The 19,361-nt window shown below is 66.0% G+C and carries 18 protein-coding genes; 4 read left to right on the forward strand and 14 right to left on the reverse strand.

What is annotated here, in order from left to right:
* Positions 1-40: 40 nt before the first annotated feature.
* From ACM62G_RS04490 to ACM62G_RS04555, 14 genes are all read right to left on the reverse strand, one after another.
* A complete protein-coding gene (locus ACM62G_RS04490; RefSeq protein ID WP_419736752.1) occupies positions 41-790 on the reverse strand; it encodes a tRNA-dependent cyclodipeptide synthase in 750 nt (249 codons plus the stop codon).
* Positions 791-794: 4 nt separating this feature from the next.
* The gene (locus ACM62G_RS04495; RefSeq protein ID WP_054061370.1) at positions 795-1,565 is read right to left on the reverse strand and encodes a 2OG-Fe(II) oxygenase; all 771 of its coding nucleotides are present in this window, start codon (positions 1,563-1,565) and stop codon (positions 795-797) included.
* Positions 1,566-1,575: 10 nt separating this feature from the next.
* Positions 1,576-2,544, reverse strand: coding sequence for an aliphatic sulfonate ABC transporter substrate-binding protein (locus ACM62G_RS04500; protein ID WP_273819245.1), 969 nt, complete (start codon positions 2,542-2,544; stop codon positions 1,576-1,578).
* Positions 2,544-5,009 (reverse strand): TonB-dependent receptor plug domain-containing protein, encoded by a 2,466-nt coding sequence (locus tag ACM62G_RS04505; protein WP_273819243.1) that lies wholly within the window; start codon positions 5,007-5,009, stop codon positions 2,544-2,546. The genes ACM62G_RS04500 and ACM62G_RS04505 overlap by 1 nt, the downstream gene beginning before the upstream one ends.
* 28 nt (positions 5,010-5,037) lie before the next feature.
* Complete coding sequence (locus tag ACM62G_RS04510) at positions 5,038-5,535, reverse strand: RidA family protein (RefSeq protein ID WP_054061367.1); 498 nt, start codon at positions 5,533-5,535, stop codon at positions 5,038-5,040.
* 89 nt (positions 5,536-5,624) lie between these two features.
* The gene (locus ACM62G_RS04515; protein ID WP_419736753.1) at positions 5,625-7,202 is read right to left on the reverse strand and encodes a flavin monoamine oxidase family protein; all 1,578 of its coding nucleotides are present in this window, start codon (positions 7,200-7,202) and stop codon (positions 5,625-5,627) included.
* A 198-nt stretch (positions 7,203-7,400) separates the two neighbouring features.
* Positions 7,401-8,582 (reverse strand): dipeptidase, encoded by a 1,182-nt coding sequence (locus ACM62G_RS04520; RefSeq protein WP_419736754.1) that lies wholly within the window; start codon positions 8,580-8,582, stop codon positions 7,401-7,403.
* A 134-nt stretch (positions 8,583-8,716) separates the two neighbouring features.
* Positions 8,717-9,679 (reverse strand): ABC transporter substrate-binding protein, encoded by a 963-nt coding sequence (locus ACM62G_RS04525; RefSeq protein WP_273819241.1) that lies wholly within the window; start codon positions 9,677-9,679, stop codon positions 8,717-8,719.
* 14 nt (positions 9,680-9,693) lie between these two features.
* A complete protein-coding gene (locus ACM62G_RS04530) occupies positions 9,694-10,512 on the reverse strand; it encodes a class II aldolase/adducin family protein (protein WP_241494427.1) in 819 nt (272 codons plus the stop codon).
* Positions 10,502-11,440 (reverse strand): D-isomer specific 2-hydroxyacid dehydrogenase family protein, encoded by a 939-nt coding sequence (locus ACM62G_RS04535; protein ID WP_419736755.1) that lies wholly within the window; start codon positions 11,438-11,440, stop codon positions 10,502-10,504. Before ACM62G_RS04535 ends, ACM62G_RS04530 begins: the two co-directional genes overlap by 11 nt.
* Positions 11,437-12,642 (reverse strand): acyl-CoA dehydrogenase family protein, encoded by a 1,206-nt coding sequence (locus tag ACM62G_RS04540; protein WP_054063977.1) that lies wholly within the window; start codon positions 12,640-12,642, stop codon positions 11,437-11,439. The genes ACM62G_RS04535 and ACM62G_RS04540 overlap by 4 nt, the downstream gene beginning before the upstream one ends.
* Complete coding sequence (locus ACM62G_RS04545; RefSeq protein WP_419736756.1) at positions 12,639-13,415, reverse strand: ABC transporter ATP-binding protein; 777 nt, start codon at positions 13,413-13,415, stop codon at positions 12,639-12,641. Before ACM62G_RS04545 ends, ACM62G_RS04540 begins: the two co-directional genes overlap by 4 nt.
* Positions 13,416-13,417: 2 nt before the next feature.
* Entirely contained in the window at positions 13,418-14,239 is an 822-nt protein-coding gene (locus tag ACM62G_RS04550; RefSeq protein WP_419736757.1) for an ABC transporter permease, read from the reverse strand.
* 184 nt (positions 14,240-14,423) lie between these two features.
* Complete coding sequence (locus ACM62G_RS04555) at positions 14,424-15,317, reverse strand: LysR family transcriptional regulator (RefSeq protein ID WP_054061348.1); 894 nt, start codon at positions 15,315-15,317, stop codon at positions 14,424-14,426.
* Positions 15,318-15,423: 106 nt separating this feature from the next.
* Here ACM62G_RS04555 and ACM62G_RS04560 point away from each other — a divergent pair, with 106 nt between their 5' ends.
* From ACM62G_RS04560 to ACM62G_RS04575, 4 genes are all read left to right on the forward strand, one after another.
* Complete coding sequence (locus ACM62G_RS04560; RefSeq protein ID WP_419736758.1) at positions 15,424-16,059, forward strand: cysteine dioxygenase; 636 nt, start codon at positions 15,424-15,426, stop codon at positions 16,057-16,059.
* Positions 16,056-17,639 (forward strand): rhodanese-related sulfurtransferase, encoded by a 1,584-nt coding sequence (locus ACM62G_RS04565; protein ID WP_419736759.1) that lies wholly within the window; start codon positions 16,056-16,058, stop codon positions 17,637-17,639. Before ACM62G_RS04560 ends, ACM62G_RS04565 begins: the two co-directional genes overlap by 4 nt.
* Before the next feature lie 123 nt (positions 17,640-17,762).
* Entirely contained in the window at positions 17,763-18,302 is a 540-nt protein-coding gene (locus ACM62G_RS04570) for an RNA polymerase sigma factor (protein WP_273819235.1), read from the forward strand.
* Positions 18,299-19,258 (forward strand): FecR family protein, encoded by a 960-nt coding sequence (locus ACM62G_RS04575; RefSeq protein WP_273819234.1) that lies wholly within the window; start codon positions 18,299-18,301, stop codon positions 19,256-19,258. The genes ACM62G_RS04570 and ACM62G_RS04575 overlap by 4 nt, the downstream gene beginning before the upstream one ends.
* Positions 19,259-19,361: the final 103 nt, after the last annotated feature.

Raw genomic sequence — 19,361 nt, forward strand, 5'->3', positions numbered from 1 at the left:
CTTGCCCGCGAAGAGGCCCGCACGGTCCCCACACCAGGACTCAAATGGCAATCGCGCTACTGGACCAGTTCGGATGCACGATCCCCGGCAAGGTGAACGGAATCGGAATACCGCGCTTCTTGAATTTCAGCGGCAACCAGCGCACCCGGTCCGGGCTGTGGGGGGCGATCAGCAGGTCGCGGCTGGTCGCCATCGCCGCCGTCATCTGCTGCGGGTAAAGCACATAGTGATAACCCTCATCCGCCCACAGCGGCAGGATGATCGGGATCTCTTCGAGAATGTATTCGCGGCACTGGGCCGCGGCCTTTTCAAGGTCGGCGTGTTCGTCACGCAGGCGCAATCGCTCGGTGAACACGCTGATGGTCTCGTCGATGGCCGCGCGCAGTTCCTCGCGGGTCCGGTAGACCTCGTCCAGTTGCTGGCGCAGTTCGGCATAGCGGTCACTGGCCAGTTCCTGGTTCCAGCGGGTGACGTGATACGGCACCCGCAAGCCGTCGAGAATGCCCTGGTTACGGGCCAGCCAGGCATCGCCATCGCGGATCGATGCCGACAGCGCCTCGCCCGGCGACTTGCCGTGCTTGTTGTGGCGCTGCAGGGTGTCGGCCACTACCACCTTCACATGGCTGAAGCCGGACTGGTTGATCAGGTGGATGGTGGAACGCAGTTTCTGGTCCTCGTGGTACTCCTGGCCGACGCTGACCGCCAGCACCACGCGCTTGCCGTCGAACTCATGCTCTTCGCCGCCCTTGTTGAAATACGCCTTGAGGTTGATCTCTTGCACAGTGCTCATGGGTTTAGCTCCAGTAGGCCAAAGGCTGGTTTTCGCCGTAGTAACCGATAAAGACGCCGAGGGTGATCCGTGTACTGGTGGCCGACGGGCGCACCGCATGGATCAGCCGCGGGTTGAGCAGGATCAGGTCGCCGGGTTCCGGCTTGACCACGAAATCCGGCGGTGGCAGCAGGTGGCGCTCGATGCCGTAGGCACGTTCGCCACGCAGGCGCCTGTACTCCTCCTCGTCGGGCTCGATGCCCCAGATCTCCAGCTCGCCACCGTCCTCGGGGATCTGCAGATAGATGTTGGTGGACAGTTGGCTCAGCAATTGCCGGCCATGCCCCGGCGGCGTGTTGCGTTCCAGGTCGTCGGTATGCGGCGTGAGGTCGACCCCCGAGCCCTGGAAACGGGCAATGCCGACGAAGCATTTCTGCCCCTCGACCTGCAGCAGGTGCGCACCGCTGGGCCAGACCTCATCCAGCAGCAGGCGCAGTTCGTCGATGGGCGAGGCCAACGGTCGGAACAGGTTGCGGATCCTGCGGATGTTGGGCAGCGCCAGCGCGTGGTACTCGGCCCGGCTCTGCTCGTCGTCGATCTCGATATAGGCCTTGCCGACCCGGACGAACTCGTTCTGCCCACTGAAGGCACTCTTGAGACCGGCGAGCTTGTCCCTGGCCAGTTGCAGGGTGTCCGGCGGGCAGAAGCCCTTGAGCTGGACACCATAGGAGCGTTTCTCCACGACATCGACGATATGTCGGGCCTCGAGCTGTTCGGCAGTGGTCACGGTAAACATGAAACCCCCTTCAATTCCCTGAAAGTGATGGACTGGATACAGACGTGTTGAAGCGTTGATCGAAATGCTGGTCGGCCTTGAATGCGGCCTGAATGACGCCCTCCTCCCGATACAGGTCGGCGGTGTGTTGCACGTCGTCGATCACCGTCGGCCCGACATCGATGCGATGGGCCTGGGCGAAGCGATTGGAACGTTCGTGGATTTCCAGCGGCAGGCCGCTGTAGCCGGCCTGGATCGCGGAAAAGCCTTGCTGGTGGGCATTGGCCCAGTCGTAGGCACGGGCCAGGCGACGTAGGAAGTCGTCGATCTGCGCCGGCTTGTCGCGAATCGCCGCGTCATTGGCCACCAGCAGCATGTGCCCGGCGAACAGCCCGGCACCGCTGACCAGCACCCGCGTTCCGCCTTCGAGCCGGACCATGCTGGTATAGGGGTCCCAGGTCGACCAGGCATCGGCCTGGCCGTTGGCGAGCAAGGTCCGCGACTCGCCCGGGGCGAGGAAGATGAACTGCGCATCGCCCGCGTGCAGCCCCGCCGAACGCAGCGCCGCCAGGGCCAGGAAATGACCGATGGAACCGCGGGTGGTGGTGATGCGCCGGCCCTTGAGATCGGCGGCGTCCTTGAGCGGCGAGTCGTCCCTGACCACCATGGCCACGGCAGTCGGGGTGACGTTGACCTTGATCACCCCGACGGTTTTCAGCGGCGCGCCGGCCGCGGTGGCGAACACGAACGGCGCATCCCCCAGGCTGCCGAGGTCCACCGCGCCGGCCGCCAGGGCTTCGGCGGTAGGCGCGGCAGCGGCGAACGAGGCGAACTCGATCGGGTACGGCAGGTTGTCCAGTTCGCCGGCCGCCTGCAGCAGGATCTTCAGCGACTGCTTCTGGCTGGAGACCCGCAGCGGTTCGGCGGCCTGGGTCGCGCCGCAGAGCAGCAGCACCGCCAGCAAGCCGGCCAACCGTGTATCGGCGCGCAGATTCATCATCAGAACGCCAGGCTGATACGGCTGTAGTAGTACCCGCCACCCAGCCCGTACGGCGAAAACATGCCGTACTCGTAGGTGCCGGCCCAGGCCTTGAGGCCGATCTTGTCCGGGTACACGTCGAACAGGTTGTTCGCCCCCACCGCCACCGTCAGGTTCTGATTCACGTCATAGGCCACGTCCAGGTCGGTGATCCACTTGGCGCTGTAGGTACGGTCGTCCGAGGGTTTGTTCGCGCCCTCGGTGTACTCGCCGAAACGGGTCAGTTGCAGGTTGGTGGTCCAGTTGCCGAGCTTGTAGTTGCCGGACAGGATCCATTTGTCCTTGGGCGTCGCCTTGGTCAGGTCGATCTGTTGCTGGCGGTCGAACAGCACGTACTGCGAGCCCAGGCTGGCCAGCGCCGCCGGGGTGTCGGCAAGGCTGCGGATGGTGGTCTTGTTGCGGTTGTAGGCCACGCTCCACTTCGCCGCACCGTACTCGCCGAAGGATTGGCTGTAGTCCGCCACCACATCGAGCCCCTTGGTCCGGGTGTCGGCGGCGTTGGCGTAGTACTGCCCGGCCAGGTTCGGCGACAGGCCGTTGTTGACCAGGATCTGCGAGACCGCCGGGCCGCTGAGGATTCCGGTCTGCAGGATCCGCTTGTCGATGTCGATCAGGTAGAAGTCCGCCGTCAAGCGCAGGCGCTCCGCCGGCTCGGCGGTCAGGCCGATGCTGTAGTTGCGCGAGGTTTCCGGCTCCAGGTCCTTGGCCCCCAGCGCACGGCCTTCGGGCGAGTCCGGACGCATCTGCTTGGTGCGCACGTTGGTGGTGCTGCCGCTGGTGAACTGGGTCACGGTACTGGTGGTGGAGAACACGCTCTGGGCCAGGGACGGAGCCCGGAAGCCATTACTGACCGCCGCCCGCACGGCATAACCCGGCAGGAACTCGTAGCGGGTGGTGAGCTTGCCGCTGGCGGTTTCACCCACCCCGAGGTTGTACTTCTCGTAACGGGCGGCTGCGCCCACATACCACTTGGACGTGATGTTCAGGCCCAGGTCGATATAGGCCGCATCGCTGTGACGCTGCAACGAATAGGCGTCTTCCGGGGTCGTGCCGTTGACCGAGAACAGCCCCGGGTCCGGCACCCGGCCGGCAAACGGTCCGGTGGTCGGCACGTAGCTGCCGAAGTTGTAGGCGTTCGGTTCGCCTTCCTCCAGGGCATATTTCTCCCAGCGGTGCTCGATGCCGAAGGAGGTTTCCAGCGGGCTGCTCCAGCCGATGTCCAGCGCGCGGCTGAAGTCCAGGTTGGTGGTCCACTGGTCGAAGATCAGGTTGCCCAGGTGGAAGTCATGCTGGCTGTAGGGGCCGTTGGAGATGTTCAGGTTGTTGGCCGTATCCAGTACCGCGCGATCCTTGCCGTAGGTGCTGCTCAGGTCCCAGTCCCAGTCACCGACCAGGCCCTTGGCACCACCGGCGATCTGGAAGTCGACCTCGTGGATCTCGCGCCGGGCCTGGCCGCCGTTGGGGTACGGTGCGCCGGGAATGCCGGCCAGGCTGGTGATGTCGGTCGGCCGGCGGTGGCCGAGGTCCTTGTTGCTGTTGCGGTAGCTGAGGGTGGAAAACGAGTACAGCTTGAGGTCGTTCTCCAGCGGCAGTTCCAGGTTGTAGGCCAGGCTGCTGGTGCGGTCACGACCCAGGCCGTACTCGCCGCCCCAGCCGTGCCGGTTGCTTTCCCGCGGATCGGGCGAGCCGTCAGCCTGATTGAAGTACAACTGGCCGCTGGCGGCGGCGGCGCGCTCGTAGGGTTCCTGGAGCTTGCCGTCGAACGACAGATTGAAAAAGCCGCCGTTCTCGCCGAGGGTCGTCCCCCAGTTGACCGCTTCGTGGCCGGTGGCACCGTCACCGTCGTAGTACTGGCCCACGGTGGTGTCGGAAGTGAGGCCGTCGGCGTTGCGCTTGAGAATGATGTTGATCACCCCGGCGATCGCATCCGAACCATACTGCGCCGCCGCACCGTCGCGCAGCACTTCGATGCGTTCGATGGAGGCGGTGGGAATCAGGTCGAGGTCGACCGGCACCGAGGCGTTGCCGACCCGCGCGCCGTTGTTGATCAGCGCCGAGTTGTGCCGGCGCTTGCCGTTGACCAGGATCAGCACCTGGTCGCCGCCCAGGCCGCGCATGCTCACGCCGCGGACCAGGAAGGCGGTGCCGCCGCCATTGATGGTCGGGACGTTGAACGAGGGCAGCAGGCGCCCGAGCATCTCCTTCAGGCCGTTCTGGCCGATGGTGCGCAGTTGCTCGCCGCTGATCACGTCGATCGGTGCCGGGCTGTCGGTGACCGTACGCTGCTGGCTGCCGCGCACCCCGGTGACGACCACGGTGTCGAGGGTCGGATCAGCGGCGAACAGCGCCTGGGACGTCGCCAGGCTGAGCAGCGCGGCGCCGAACGGCGCGGCAAGGCGGGTGTTGCCAAAAGAACTGGAAACCATGACTCGAATATCCTTCCTGTGGATCGGCTCAGCGCGCCTTGGCGGCAACGGTCTCGACTTCGATCAGCGCACCGGGCAGCACCAGCCCGGCCACCTGCACCGTGGTGCGGGCCGGCTTCAGCGGCTGTTTGTCGGTCCCGAAGAATTCGCGGAAGGCGGTTTGCAGGCCGTCGAAATCCAGCTTGCCGCCCAATGCCGGGTCGCCCACCAGGTAGATGCGCAACTGCACCACATCGCCCAGCCCCAGGCCCTGGCTGGCGAGGATCGTCTCGACCTTGCGCAGCACCGCGCGGGCCTGGCTCTCGGTGTTGCCAGCGGCCCGGATCTGCTCCTTGGCGGCCTTGGGATCGACCGGGTCGGGCAGCAGCCCGGAGAGATAGGTGACTTCGGCGTTGCCCGGCAGGGTCACCGATTGCAGGATCGGCGAATTCGGATAGGTGGATGGCACCCGTTGGATCGAGGCGGCTTGCGAGCCGCTCGCGGCGAATAGGATCCCCAACCCCAGCAAGGCTTTCTTGAACGACATAAGGACACTCCAAGGTATGTTTTATGCCGGCCTCGGAGGTCCGCTACCCGGCAAATCGGTGTGACTGTTTGAGTGAGAGCGCGGCTTTTTCAGGCCGTTTGCTTGATGGGCGAGCTCTGTGCCCGCTCGAATAGATGGCGGACCACCCGCCGCGCCGCGCCGGCGGCGGCTTCCTGCCAGATCCCGACACCGCTGTGGGCCAGGCCGTCGCTGGTCAGGTAGACCCGGCCCTGGGCCTGGTTGAGCAGGCTGTAGTCCGGGTCGGCCACTTCGTGATTGATCCACGGGCCGAGGTTGTAGGGGATCTTGGCCCAGGCGATCGCCAGCGGTTTGCGCAGCTCCCGGGCGTGGCCGGGATGCAGCAGTTCCACCGCCTGGCGTGACAGTTCGATCTGTTCGGCCAGGGGCCTCTCGCCGAACCGGCGGGCGGTCTCGCCATTGTTGTAGGCCGCCACCAGCACCCCTTCAGCCTGGTTGAAACCGCCGCTGGGGTACCACAGGCCGGAGGACTCCTGGTTGATGAAGGAAAGCCCGCCGTAGATCTGGTAGTCGCGCTCCCAGAAGCGCCGGGACTGCCAGGCGACCTTGTTGGCGTAGCCGAACTGGACCGCGGCGATCGCCTGCTGTACCGGCCGGGCCAGGTTGTTCCTGACCTTGGCCAAAAGCGGCAGCGGCAGGCTGCTGATCACGTAGTCGGCCTTCAGCGCCTGCTTGCGCCCTGTATGACGGTCGAGGTAGCCGACCTCGACGACGTCCGTCCGGTTGTCGATCGACAGCACTTCGGCGCCCAGCCGCAGTTGCGCCTTCAGGTGCCGTTCGAAGGCTTTGGCGATGCGGTCCATGCCACCGACCGGCTGGAACATGGTCGGGGAGAACTCCGGGTATTCGTCGATCATCAGCGCGGTGGTCAGCGCCGGGTTGAGCAGGGTCTGCAGCGGCAGCGGGTCGCGTTTCTGCGCCAGTTGGTCGCCCGCTCCCGGCCAGACCTTGTAGCCGGAGCGGGCCGAACCGAGGTATTCGAGCTTGTCCGAAAGGTCGCCCCAGGTTCTCAGGAAGCTCAGCAGGTGCTCACGGTCGGCGGGGCTCAGTTCCTGGTCCAGCGCCTGGCGATTGACCGCCTTGGCCAGCAGCTCGGAAAAATGTCCGCGGCTGTCGTTGACCGCCTGGCGGATCTGGATGGCCGGCGCGTTGAGATCGGGGCGCACCAGGGCATTGCGGCTGGTGTTGACCAGCACCTCCAGCTCGACGCCAAGTTCGCGGCAGTAGCCGAGCATCAGTTGATGGTGGCTGGGCAAGCGACCGGGGCCGGCATTGAGGTAGAACCCCTGGTCGAAGTCGACGACCTGCACGCTGCCATCGGTGTACTCGACGCGATCGCCCTGGCGCACGGTCCAGTTGCGACCGCCGACGCGGTCGCGGGCTTCGAGCAAAGTCACCTTGAAACCGGCCTTGTTCAGCTCATAGGCACTGACCAGGCCGCCGATGCCGGCACCGATCACGATCACGCTGGCACCGCGGCCGACGGCGGCGGTCGGCAAGGCAGCGTAGTTTTCTTCACCGGCCGCAGCCTGGCGGTCCACTCCGAGCAGGCCCATCACCGCCGTTGCCGCCTGCAGGCCGCCAACGGCGGCGACGCGGGCGATCAGTTGTCTTCTGGTCAACGGCATGCAAGCGCTCCCTGCCTGTGTGGTGGATAGTTCATTCCGTTATAGCCCGCCGAAACATTCAGTTACTTCGGTCTATGGAGGCCATCCTAGAGAGCGCAACTTAATAAGAGAAATACATTTTAGGCATATGCAAATATTACTTTGTTTCATATTTTATGACGCGGATATTGCACGAAATGCATAGAGGAAGGGCGACTGCTACTCCCCGCGAGCCTGGGCCTCGGCCAGCACCCGCAGCAGGTTGCCACCCCAGATGTTCGCCAAATCCCGCTCCCCATAACCCGCCGCCAGCAGGCGCTCGGTGATCTTCGGCAATTGCGCGACATCCTCCAGCCCCTCGACCCCGCCACCACCATCCCAGTCGGCCCCGATGCCGACATGCTCCGGCCCGACCACCGCGAGGATATGCAGCAGGTGCTTGATGTAGTCATCAAGCGTCGCCCGCGGCTCGGGAAAGCGTGCCTCCACGGCGCGGATCCGCGCCGCCAGGTCCGCCACCTGCGCCGGCGTCATGCTCGCCGCCAGACGGAATTCCCGGTACAGCGGCCCCAATGCCTTGGCACGCTCCGGATCGGGCCGCTGGTCGATCAGGTCGCTGGGAAAGCTGTTCACCTGGATCACCCCGCCCTTGGCCGCCAACGCCTTCAGGCGCCGGTCATCCAGGTTGCGCGGGTGCGCGGTGATCGCCCGGCTGGAGGAGTGCGAGGCGATGATCGGTGCCGTGGACAGCGCCAGTACCTGGTCGAACACCTGGTCCGAGGCATGGGAAACATCCAGCAGGATCCCCAGCCGGTTGGCCTCGGCCACCAGCGCCTGGCCCTGGGGACTCAGGCCATGCCATTGCGGCAACGCGGTGGCCGAATCGGCGAAGTCGTTGTTCGCCGAATGCACCAGCCCGAGCATGCTCAGGCCCAGGCGTCGATAGGTCAGCAGCCGCCCGGGGTCGGCCGCCAGCGGTTCGGCATTCTCCATGCTGATGAACACCACCCGCTGGCGCCGGGCGACGATGGCCGGGACATCCTCGGCCTTCAGGGCCAGGGCGAACTGCTGCGGGTGGGCGGCGACCATGTCGCGAATCCGCGTGAGCACCGCCAGGCCGTGTTCGCTGGCCAGGGTACGACCTTCGGCAGTCAGCGGCCCCTGGGGCGTGAAGATGGCCCAGAAGCCCCCGTCCAGTCCACCCTCCTCCATGCGCGGCAGGTCGACCTGGGACAGATCGTCGGCGTAGCGGTGGCGCTCGGTGATGTCCCAGCCGGGACGCGCCAGTTGCATCGGCGTGTCGAGGTGGCTGTCGAGAACGGTGAGGCGCTGGTGCAGGGTGTCGGCGGCCTGAACTTGCGAGACCAGCAGCAACGCAAGGGCGAGGGTTTTCTTCAACATCGGGATCATCCATGACTACCTGGAGCCGGCCTGCTGCGCACGGCGCACTCTGCAGGAGCGTGGCTTGCCCGCGAAGAGGTCCTCAAGCCTTGCGCAAAACCAAAACGACATAAAGAGCAGAAGGGAGCAGTGCCTCAGGCCGGCCCCCAGCGAAAACTGCGATCCCACAACCCGCTCACGTCCAGCTTCTGCGGCAGCACCCCGGCCTCGAAGAACAGGTCGGCGACATCCTGCTGCGAACGCACCGCCGCATCGTCAACCGGCTGCAGGATCCGCGGTCCGCTCTGGGCCTTGTACTGTGCCAGAAACACCTCCCTCGGCATCCCGAGGATCTTCGAACTCTTGGTCGCCCATTCCTCGGGATGCGCGGCAATCCATTGCCAGGAGCGGTACTCGCGCAGGATGTAGTCAGTGATCGCCGCATGCTTGAGCGGGTCGGCGATGCTGTTCTGGTTGGCCGCAATCACGTAATTGCCCGACAGGTAGCCCTGCCCGGTCTTCAGCACCCGCGCCCCGGCGCGCAACTCGGCGAGCTGGATGAAGTAGCCGAAGCTGACCCAGGCCTCCACCGCGCCGTTCTGGAACGCGGCGAAGCCATCCTGGGGCGTCAGCGCCATCGGCACGATGTCGTCGAAGCCCAGCCCCTGCTCCTTCAGCGCCTTGAGCAGAAAGTAGTGGGAACTGGTGGAGCGGATATAGGCGATGCGCTTGCCCTTGAGCTCGGCCACCGACTGCACCGTCGAGCCCTTGGGCACGATGAACGCCTGGTTGTTGACGTCGCCGGTGAGCACCGCAATCAGCTTCACCGGCGCATGATTCCTGATACCGAAGATCGGCGGGATCTCGCTCATCGGCGAAATGTCCAGGGTACCGCTGACCAGCGCCTCGAAACTCAGGTTGCCGCCGTTGAACTCGGCATACCTGACCTTGTACGGCGCCGGGCCGATGCCGGCCTCGGGGAAAAACGATGGCGCCGCGCCCTTGTAGGTCGCGACATTCAGGGTCACCCCACTGAGGTCCTGGGCCCGGCCGAGGCTCGGCAACGCGGCGCCGAGCCCGGCCAGGGCCGAAAACTGCAGAAAACGACGACGGTCCATCAGGCTGACTCCTGTCACAGAAAGGCATCCGGCTCGTTGCGCAGAACCCGATCCCAGTAAGGTTGAAAACTGAACCAGCCGCCGAACTCGGTGCCGACCTGACGCGCGGTGTGACGCGCCACCTCGGGCGGAATCGGTCGCGGCGTGCCGGCGGCTTCGGCCAGCAGTTGGGTATGGGCGGCGTTGTCCATGGCGATAAAGCGCCAGACAGCGGCCTCGACCGTCTCGCCCACCGTCAGCAGACCATGGTTCTGCAGGATCAGCGCCTTGTGCTGGCCAAGCGTGCGGGCAATCCGCGAGCCTTCGCTGCTCTCCAGCACCACCCCGGAGAAATTGTCGAACAGCGCGTGCTTCTCGTAGAAGGCGCAGGCGTCCTGGGTCAGCGGATCGAGCAGGCGCCCCAGGCTCGACCAGGCCTTGCCGTGCAGCGAATGGGCATGGGCCGCCGCCACCACGTCCGGGCGCGCCTCGTGCAGGGCGGCATGGATGGCGAAGGCCGCCAGGTTCAACGCGCCCTCGCCTTCGACGATCTCGCCATGGGGATTGACCAGCAGCAGGTCGCAGACGCGGATATGGCCGAAGTACACGCCCACCGGGTTGACCCAGAAATGATCGGGGCGCTGTGGATCGCGCACGGTGATATGCCCGGCGCCGCCCATGTCGAAACCGAGCCAGGCGAACACCCGAAAGGCCGCCGCCAGGCTCTGCTTGCGGCGCAGCCTTTCCAGTTCGACGGTCGCCTGCTGCGGCGGGTGTTCCCAGCGGAACACGGTATGCCCGTCACGGGGCAGCCCGTAGGCACTCGGTTGATGTCTCGGTGATTCAATAGCCACGTTCGGCCTCCACGCGGTTTTCCAGGGGCAGGCCATTGGCCTCGCGGGTGATGTTGTCCAGCACCAGGCGGGCGAGGTTCAGATAGACCTGGGGTGAGTTGGCGCTGGTATGCGGCGACAGATGGATACGCGGGTGCCGATAGAAGCCATGCCCGACCGGCAGCGGCTCCGGGTCGCTGACATCCAGGCTGGCCAGGCTCAGTTGCCCACTGTCCAGCGCCTCCAGCAGGGCCTCCTGGTCGATCAGGCTGCCACGGGCGATGTTGATCAGGTGCAGGCCGGGACGGGCCGAACCGAGTACATCACGGTCAATCACACGACGGGTCAGTTCGGTCGCCGGCACCGCCAGCAGCAGGTGATCGCAGCGGGCGAACAACTCATGCAGATCGGCGACTCTCTGCACGCCGGGCACCTCGAAAGGCGCCGGCGAACGCCTCAGTGCCAGCACCTCCATGCCCAGGGCCAGGGCCTTGGGCGCCAGGGCTCGGGCAATGCTGCCGAAGCCGAACAGCCCCAGGGTGCTGCCCGCGACCTGCGCCAACGGCCGTTGCCGCCAGTGCGCCGCGTCGTCGATCCAGATCTGCGGCACCTGCTTGGCCGCCGCGAAGATGGCCGCCAGGGCGAACTCGGCAATGCTCTCGGCGGTGACGCCACGGGCGCTGGCCACCGGCAGGCTGTCGAACAGCCAGCGGGGAAAGTAGTCCAGCCCGGAGCTCGCCAGTTGCACGAAGCGCAACCCGAACGGCCAGCCCGCGGGCGCCTGGGGCGCATCGCGGAACTCGGCGTGGGGCGCCGCCAACAGCACCCGCACATCCGCCGGCAGCTCGCGCGGCAGGCCCCGGGGCAGTTCCAGCACCTCCAGTCCCAGGTTGCGCAAGCACACGTTGAACGAGGCGTCCAGTTGGCTGGCGATGCGTGCCCCGCTCACGCCTGGCCCCCACGAGCAGGCAGGGCGAAGGCGGCACGGCCGACCGCCGCGAGAATCGCATCGTTCTGCGGTGTATGAATCCGGCTGCACAGCACATCGCGGTAGTGCCGCTCGAGCGGATTGCCACGGGCCAGACCGGGATTGCCGATGGCCTCGATTCCCAGTTCCACCGCGCTGATGGCATTGCCGGTCACCAGGTACTTGATCTGGGTCGCCTCGCTCGCGGCGATCCGTCCCTCGGCGGCGGCATCGAGCAGGACCCGGTTGGCCAGCAGCAGCGCATCGATCCTGCCGATCAGCTCATGGAAACGCGGCAGGCTCGACAGCGGCGCCCCGAGGTTGGCCGGGGTCCGCTCGCCCAGCCAGACCACCAGCCAGTCACGGGCCGCCCGGGCCACGCCGTCGTAGATCGACGACAGCAGCACCGCCAGCCAGAGCACGCCACTGCTGTCCAGTTCGGACGGGCGCGGGGTGCTGGCCGGCTGGATATCCACGGCGAACTCGCTGGCGACGAACACATCCTCGAACACCACGTCATGGCTGCCGGTGGCGCGCATCCCGAGGTGATCCCAGGTCTGCTCGATGCGAATGCCCGGGGTGTCACGGTGCACCAGCCAGGTACCGACCCTGGGCTCGGGCTCGTCGCTGCGCGCCCACACCGACAGCCAGGTCAGCCCGGGAATGCCGGTGGAGTAGATCTTGCGGCCATCCAGCCGCCAGCCGCCCTCGACCCGCCGGGCGAGGGTGCCGGGCAGGCCGCCACGGGCCGGGGTGCCGAGGTCCGGTTCGACCCGCAGCGCATTGATCAACGCGCCCTGTTCCACCGCCTCGCGGGCGACCCGCTGGCGCAGGTGCAGCGGCCAGGCCTGGTTGCCCTGCAGGCGGGTGTGCTGCAGGTACTGCATCACCAGCACCAGTGCCGTCGATGGCTCGCCCCGGGCCACCGCACCGATGACCCGCCGTGCCTGGGCCAGGGTCGCCTCGCCGCCACCCAGCTGGCGCGGCACGGTCAGCGCCAGCAGGCCGTGCTCATGCAGCCGATGCAGATTGGCATGGGGGAACTCGCTGTGCCGGTCGTAATAGGCGGCGGTACCGGCGAACTCCTGGCTGAGCTGCTCCAGCAGGTCGGTGAAGGCCGGGGAATCGAGGTCGAGGCTCGCTCCGGCATGGGTCCTGGGCGATTGCACGGTGGTTGGGCTCATCGATGGGCGATCCTGCTGAGAAAGTGAAGGCGACCGTCATCGACGGCGGCCACGGGTTGTTCGACGCCGAGCAGCTCCAGCAGGCGCGCACGCAGCGTCTGGAAGGTCGGGGTGGCCACCTGGCGCGGACGCGGCAGGCGGATGGGAATCTGTTCGGCGATCCGGCCGTTGGCCAGGACCACCACCCGGTCGGCCAGCAGTACCGCCTCGTCGACATCGTGGGTCACCAGCAGCACCGCCGGCTCATGGGCGCGCCACAGGTCGACGATCAATTGGTGCATGCGAATCCGCGTCAGCGCGTCGAGGGCGGCGAAGGGTTCATCGAGCAGCAACAGCTTCGGCTCGCGGACCAGCGCCCGGGCCAGCACCACCCGCTGGGCCTCGCCGCCGGACAGGGTGTGCGGCCAGGCCCCGACCCGGTGCGCCAGCCCGACCTCCGCCAGCGCCGCCAACGCCCGGGCTTTCGGCTCGGTCCCCCGCAGGCCGAGGGCGACATTGCGCCAGGCGCGTTTCCACGGCATCAGCCGGGGTTCCTGGAACACCGCCGCCAGCGGCTCGGGCACGGCCAGCCTGCCTTCGTCGATACGATCCAGGCCGGCCAGGGCGCGGAGCAAGGTGGTCTTGCCCGAACCGCTGCTGCCCAGCAGGGCGACGAATTCGCCGGGAGCGATCTCAAGGTCGAGGGCATCGAGCACCGCCTGCCCGCCGAAACGGCGGCTGACCTGCTGGCATTCGACGGCCGGACGCTGGGAACGCGAAAGAGAGAGGCTCATGATCAGTTCCTGATGAAGGATGGCCGCCAGGCCAGGGACAGGCGCTCGAGCAGACGCACCAGGCCATCGATACCCAGCCCGAGCACGCTGTAGATCAGCAGGCAGATCACGATCACATCGGTGCGCATGAAGTCCCGGGCATCATTGACCAGGTAGCCGATACCGGCGCTGGCGTTGATCTGCTCGACCACCACCAGGCCCAGCCAGCTCAGGCCGAAGGCGTAGCGCAGGCCAACGAAGAAGGATGGCAGGGCACCGGGCAGGATCACGTGCCAGATCCGCTCGCGCCGGGACAGCCCCAGCAGGGTCGCCGCCTCCAGCAATTTGGGATCGAGGCCACGGATGCCGGCAAACAGTGTGAGGTAAACGGGAAACGTGGTGCCCAGGGCGATCAGGGCGATCTTCGGCGTCTCACCCACGCCGAACCAGAGGATGAACAGCGGCACGATGGCGAGAAATGGCAGGGTGCGCAGCATCTGCACCGGCGAGTCGATCAGCAGTTCCCCTCGCCGTGACAGTCCCGAGAGCAGGGCCAGCACGGTGCCGATGCTGACACCGATGGCCAACCCGCCCAAGGCCCGTTGCAGGGAAATCCACAGGTGACGACCCAGCTCGCCGCTGCCGAGCATCTGCCACAAAGTGCCACCGATGGTGCTGGGTGCGGCGATGATTCGGCTCGGCAGTAACCCGCTGCGCGATGCCACTTCCCAGAGCAGCAGCAACACCAGCGGACTGATCAGGCGCAGCGCCGGTTCGCGCCAGCCGGTCCAGCGGGCCAGCGCACGCAGGCCGGATCGAGGGGAGACAAGGTCTTGCGCGGGCATGCTGACGTCCTGTTCTGTAGCGCGTGGATGACCATGCTAACTACATAAAAAACGTCCGTGAAATTCGCTTTGGTTCTAATCTAATATACAAAAATTGCATTTATAAAAATAACAATTATGCAAACAATAGATTAACAGGCCTGCGCAGTGCCCGTCCGAGGAAGGCCAGGGGGCGGTCCCGGCTTCAGGACTTGCCGACCCGCTGCGCGACCATCTCGCCGAACGCGCTCACCGGCTCCTGCAGGTTGCCGAGGAAACGCGGGTGGATCAGCCACAGGTCGATCACCGGCTTGAAGTCCGTCACCGGCACGATCTCCAGCTTGTTGCGATGACCACTGTTTTCCAGCAAGGGGGCCGGCACCAGCCCGTAACCCAGGCCATTGGCGATCAGTCCCAGTTGCAGTTCGGTGCCGAAGGTTTCCAGGTTGATCTGCAACGACAGGCCCTGGGCACTCAGGGCCCGCTGCAAGCCGGCGCGAAAACCGCAGCCATCGGGGTTGAGCACCCAGCCGCGCTGGTACAGGTCGGCCAGCTTGCATGAACGGCGGGTCACCTCACCCTTCGCCGCCACCACCACCAGGTTCATGCTGCCCAGCGAGCGCCCGACCACCCCGTCGGGGAACACCTTGCCCGCCGGGAACAGCGCCGCCACCACGTCCAGCTCACCGTTCTCGACCTTGCCCAGCAGGTGGCTGCCCCAGCCGGTGGCGACCGAGGTCTGCAACTGCGGGTAGAGATTCTTCAACTGGCTCAGGGCATCGAGCAGCACCACGTCACCGATGGTCTGCGGCACGCCGATACGCAACGCCCCGCTGGGCGCGCCGTCATTAGCCACCAGTTCGCTGAGGCCATCGAGCGCGCGCAGCACTTCCAGGCACTGCCCATAGACCCGCAGGCCCATGCTGGTGGGCTTGAGCGGCTTGGTGTTGCGGTCGAGCAACTCCACCCCCAGCGCCTCCTCGAAATTCTGCACACGCCGGGTGATGGCCGGCTGGGTCAGTTGCAGCGAATCGGCGGCCTGGCTGATGGTCTGGCAACGGATCACCGCCACGAATGCATTGATATCATCTATCTTCATTCTTTATTCGCATAATAAATAAGTGGAAAAATGCCAGGAAAGAATAATACCTTTTAGCCCACTCGTGTAGTTCACGTCGTATCCGACTGTCCACGGAGGGACCTCAATGCCTCGACAATCCCATCGCCCCGTTGCCACGCCAGCGGCCCCGAACCTCGGCCGATTACGCCACTTCATCGACCAATTGGCCGCCCTGCTCGCTACCCAACCTGGCGAAGAACAGGTACTCGCGGATGGCAGCCGGCTGCTGCAACAACTGGTCGCCCATGACGACTGGCTGCCCGCGGCGTTCGCCCAGCCCGATCCGCAGCGCTACCAGCAGTTCCTGCTGCATGCCGATTCGCGCCAGCTGTTCTCCATCGTCAGTTTCGTCTGGGGCCCGGGCCAGAGCACGCCGATTCATGATCATCGGGTCTGGGGGCTGATCGGCATGCTGCGCGGCGCCGAATATTCCCAGGGTTTCGAACGCCGCGCCGACGGCAGCCTGCAGCAAGCCGGCCAGGCAATTCGCCTGGATCCCGGTCAGGTCGAGGCGGTCTCGCCGCGCATTGGCGATATCCACCAGGTATCGAATGCATTCGACGACCGGGTGTCGATCAGCATCCACGTCTATGGCGGCAACATCGGCGCGGTGAAGCGTGCGGTGTACCACCCGGACGGCAGCGAAAAACCGTTCATCTCCGGCTACTCCAACAGCCTGCTACCTAACCTCTGGGACCTGTCGAAGGAGCCCCCGCAATGACCGAGATCCGCACCCGCCATTACCAGGACATTCGTCAGGCCCTGCTGGCCCGCCAGGAACTGGCCCTGCTCGATGTCCGCGAAGAAGCCCCCTTCGCCGAGTCCCACCCACTGTTCGCCGCCAACATCCCGCTGTCGAAACTGGAACTGGAGGCCTATGCCCGGATTCCCCGCGGGGACACGCCGGTGACCCTCTACGACAATGGCGAGGGCCTGGCACAACGGGCCGCTGCCGTGCTGCATGAGCTGGGCTACAGCGATGTGGCCCTGCTCGAGGGCGGCCTGGCCGGTTGGCAGCAAGCCGGTGGCGAGCTGTTCAAGGACGTCAACGTGCCCAGCAAAGCCTTCGGCGAGCTGGTGGAGTCCGAGCGCCACACGCCATCGCTGGCCGCCGAGGAAGTCCAGGCGCTGCTGGATGCCGAGGCCGACCTGGTGATACTCGATGCCCGTCGTTTCGACGAATACCAGACCATGAGCATCCCCGGCGGCATCAGCGTGCCCGGTGCCGAACTGGTGCTGCGGGTCGCCGAACTGGCGCCCGACCCGCGAACCCGGGTCATCGTCAATTGCGCCGGACGCACCCGCAGCATCATCGGCACCCAATCGCTGGTCAACGCGGGCATTCCCAATCCGGTCGCCGCGCTGCGCAACGGCACCATCGGCTGGACCCTGGCCGGGCAGGCGCTGGAGCATGGGCAGGCACGGCGCTTTGCCGACGTCGGCGAGGACAATCGCCACGCCGCGCAGAAGGCCGCCCGGGCGGTGGCCGACCGGGCCGATGTGGGCCGCGCCAACCTGGCCGAGCTGCGCCAATGGCAGGCCGAACGCGGCCGTACCACCTACCTGTTCGACGTGCGCACCCCGGAGGAATTCGAGACCGGCCACCTGCCCGGCGCCCGCTCCACGCCCGGCGGCCAGTTGGTGCAGGAGACCGATCACTTCGCCAGCGTGCGCGGCGCCCGGCTGGTACTGGTGGACGACGACGGCGTGCGGGCGAACATGAGCGCCTCTTGGCTGGCGCAGATGGGCTGGCAGGTGAAGGTACTCGACGACCTCGCGGCGAGCGATTTCAGCGAACAGGGTCCCTGGCAGCCGCCACTGCCCGCGCGCCCCGAAGCCCGCTTCGTGGACGCCGCGACCCTGGCCACCTGGTTGCGCGAGCCGGGCACCCAGGTGCTGGACTTCACCGCCAGCGCCAACCATGTACAACGGCATATCCCCGGTGCCTGGTGGGCATTGCGCAGCCAGCTCGCCCAGGCGCTGGCACGGATTCCCCCGGCGGAGCGTTATGTACTGACCTGTGGCAGCAGCCTGCTGGCCAACTTCGCCATCCCCGAGGTCCAGGCCCTGACCGGTAAACCGGTGTGGCTGCTGAACGGCGGGACAGCGGCCTGGATCGCCGCCGGACTACCGGTGGAAAGCGGTGAACAGCGCCTGGCCGCGCCGCGTATCGACCGCTACCGCCGTCCCTACGAAGGCACCGACAACCCACGGGAAGCCATGCAGGGCTATCTCGACTGGGAATACGGTCTGGTGGCCCAACTGGGCCGGGACGGCACCCACGGGTTCTTCGTGATCTGATACCTGCATCCGTGGCGGGCAAGGCCGAAGAGGCGGTGCATTTCAGGCGAGACAAATAGCAATAATTCTCGATATCATTCACGACTTTCCAGCCCTGCCACCCGAAGTCGTGAAGGTTCCGCCATGTCTCGTCCCAAGCCCGACCCGCTGTCGGCTGAAACCTTTCGCGGGTTCTATGCGGACATCCTGCATTTCCTGCGCAAACGCACGGACAACGCCAGCGACGCGGCGGACATGACCCAGGACGTCTTCACCCAGTGGCTGGACTACGACCAGCAGGCCAAGGTCGAACAGCCACGGGCCTTCCTGTTCCAGATGGCACGCAATCTGCTGCGTGATCACTGGCGCAAGCAGAAGGTCAGGCAGGCGGTGCACAGCGAACAGGCCGACCCGGAGCAGGAACCGGTGGCCGACGAGCGCAACGACCCGTTGGCCGCCGCGCAGCGCCTGCAACGACTGGAGCAATTGAAAGAGGTGCTCGCCGAACTCTCGCCTCGGCGTCGAGAAGCCCTTATGCTTGCCCGTTTCGAGGGCTTGAGCCAGGCCCGGATCGCTGAACGCATGGGGATTTCCGTCAGCATGGTGGAAAAACATATCGCCTTTGCCTTGCTGCACTGCAAGCAGCGCCTGGAACAGGAGCAGGGCAAGGAGCAGCCGGAATGACCCGCGCCAACGATATCGAATTCGATGAAAACAGCATCGACGCCCAGGCTGCCAGCTGGTTCGCCCGCAATCGCGCCGAGCAGGCCCCAGGCACCGACAAGGACTTCGAACAATGGCGGGCCGACCCGGCCCACGCCAAGGCCTATGCCGAGTTCGAGGCCCTGTGGGCCGACCTCGTCGAACTCCAGCAACTGAACCGGCCGGTTCCCCTGCCCGCACGCCGCAAGAATCCCTGGCGCTCGGCCCTGGCCAGCGCGGCCGCCCTGGTCTGTGCGCTGTTGGCAAGCCATGTCGGTGCGCCCAACAGCGCCTACCACCACCAGGTCGCCGCCCATGCCGAAGGCACCCGCACCCTGAAACTGCCGGACGGCAGCACCCTGTACGTGAACGCCAACACGCGCCTGCGCATCAACTTCCGCAGCCTGCAACGGGACATCTACCTGGACCAGGGCCAGCTCTACCTGGAGGTCGCCGCCGACAAGGAACGCCCACTCTGGGTGCACGCCGGCAACGCGCGGGTGCGCGTGGTCGGCACCGCCTTCGATGTGCGTCGCGGCCAGAAGCAACTGGTGGTAAGCGTCGCCCACGGCCAGGTCGCCTTCGAACCCGAAGGCGATCCGGGCAAGGCGACTCTGCTCGAAGCCCGCCAACGCGGAATCTACGACTATGCCAGGGGCACCGTGCAGCAACAGCCGGTCAGTGCCGAGGAGGTCGCCGACTGGCGCAGCGGTCACCTGACCTTTCGCAATCGCGAACTGCTCAGCCTGATCGACGAATTGAACCTGTACCGCAGCAAGCCGGTGCAACTGGCCGATGGGCCGCTGGCGCATTTCAAGGTGTCCGGCAGCCTCGATGCCCAGGATCCGGATGCCCTGCTCAACGCCCTGCCGGTGCTGATCCCGGTGCGAACCGTGGCCCTGGACGACGGCCAGGTGCGGATCGAAAGCCGCAAATGAGCACACATGAGAATATTTTTCATTCGCAGGTGAGGTTTTCTTTCACTGCCGCGTCTTCCTCCCCGATTACGTTCTGAACGAACGCCTTTTTGGCCTTTGGCCA

Origin of the sequence: Pseudomonas sp. COR18, assembly GCF_048568395.1 — a bacterium.
Lineage (GTDB): Bacteria > Pseudomonadota > Gammaproteobacteria > Pseudomonadales > Pseudomonadaceae > Aquipseudomonas > Aquipseudomonas fuscovaginae_B.

What these genes read in the sequence shown, in the direction of transcription:
- ACM62G_RS04575 (WP_273819234.1), top strand. Translation starts at nt 18,299, where the DNA reads ATGACCCGCGCCAACGATATCGAATTCGATGAAAACAGCATCGACGCC.
- ACM62G_RS04570 (WP_273819235.1), top strand. Translation starts at nt 17,763, where the DNA reads ATGTCTCGTCCCAAGCCCGACCCGCTGTCGGCTGAAACCTTTCGCGGG.
- ACM62G_RS04510 (WP_054061367.1), bottom strand. Translation starts at nt 5,535, where the DNA reads ATGTCGTTCAAGAAAGCCTTGCTGGGGTTGGGGATCCTATTCGCCGCG.
- ACM62G_RS04565 (WP_419736759.1), top strand. Translation starts at nt 16,056, where the DNA reads ATGACCGAGATCCGCACCCGCCATTACCAGGACATTCGTCAGGCCCTG.
- ACM62G_RS04555 (WP_054061348.1), bottom strand. Translation starts at nt 15,317, where the DNA reads ATGAAGATAGATGATATCAATGCATTCGTGGCGGTGATCCGTTGCCAG.
- ACM62G_RS04515 (WP_419736753.1), bottom strand. Translation starts at nt 7,202, where the DNA reads ATGCCGTTGACCAGAAGACAACTGATCGCCCGCGTCGCCGCCGTTGGC.
- ACM62G_RS04520 (WP_419736754.1), bottom strand. Translation starts at nt 8,582, where the DNA reads ATGTTGAAGAAAACCCTCGCCCTTGCGTTGCTGCTGGTCTCGCAAGTT.
- ACM62G_RS04505 (WP_273819243.1), bottom strand. Translation starts at nt 5,009, where the DNA reads ATGGTTTCCAGTTCTTTTGGCAACACCCGCCTTGCCGCGCCGTTCGGC.
- ACM62G_RS04500 (WP_273819245.1), bottom strand. Translation starts at nt 2,544, where the DNA reads ATGATGAATCTGCGCGCCGATACACGGTTGGCCGGCTTGCTGGCGGTG.
- ACM62G_RS04550 (WP_419736757.1), bottom strand. Translation starts at nt 14,239, where the DNA reads ATGCCCGCGCAAGACCTTGTCTCCCCTCGATCCGGCCTGCGTGCGCTG.
- ACM62G_RS04525 (WP_273819241.1), bottom strand. Translation starts at nt 9,679, where the DNA reads ATGGACCGTCGTCGTTTTCTGCAGTTTTCGGCCCTGGCCGGGCTCGGC.
- ACM62G_RS04540 (WP_054063977.1), bottom strand. Translation starts at nt 12,642, where the DNA reads ATGAGCCCAACCACCGTGCAATCGCCCAGGACCCATGCCGGAGCGAGC.
- ACM62G_RS04545 (WP_419736756.1), bottom strand. Translation starts at nt 13,415, where the DNA reads ATGAGCCTCTCTCTTTCGCGTTCCCAGCGTCCGGCCGTCGAATGCCAG.
- ACM62G_RS04490 (WP_419736752.1), bottom strand. Translation starts at nt 790, where the DNA reads ATGAGCACTGTGCAAGAGATCAACCTCAAGGCGTATTTCAACAAGGGC.
- ACM62G_RS04495 (WP_054061370.1), bottom strand. Translation starts at nt 1,565, where the DNA reads ATGTTTACCGTGACCACTGCCGAACAGCTCGAGGCCCGACATATCGTC.
- ACM62G_RS04560 (WP_419736758.1), top strand. Translation starts at nt 15,424, where the DNA reads ATGCCTCGACAATCCCATCGCCCCGTTGCCACGCCAGCGGCCCCGAAC.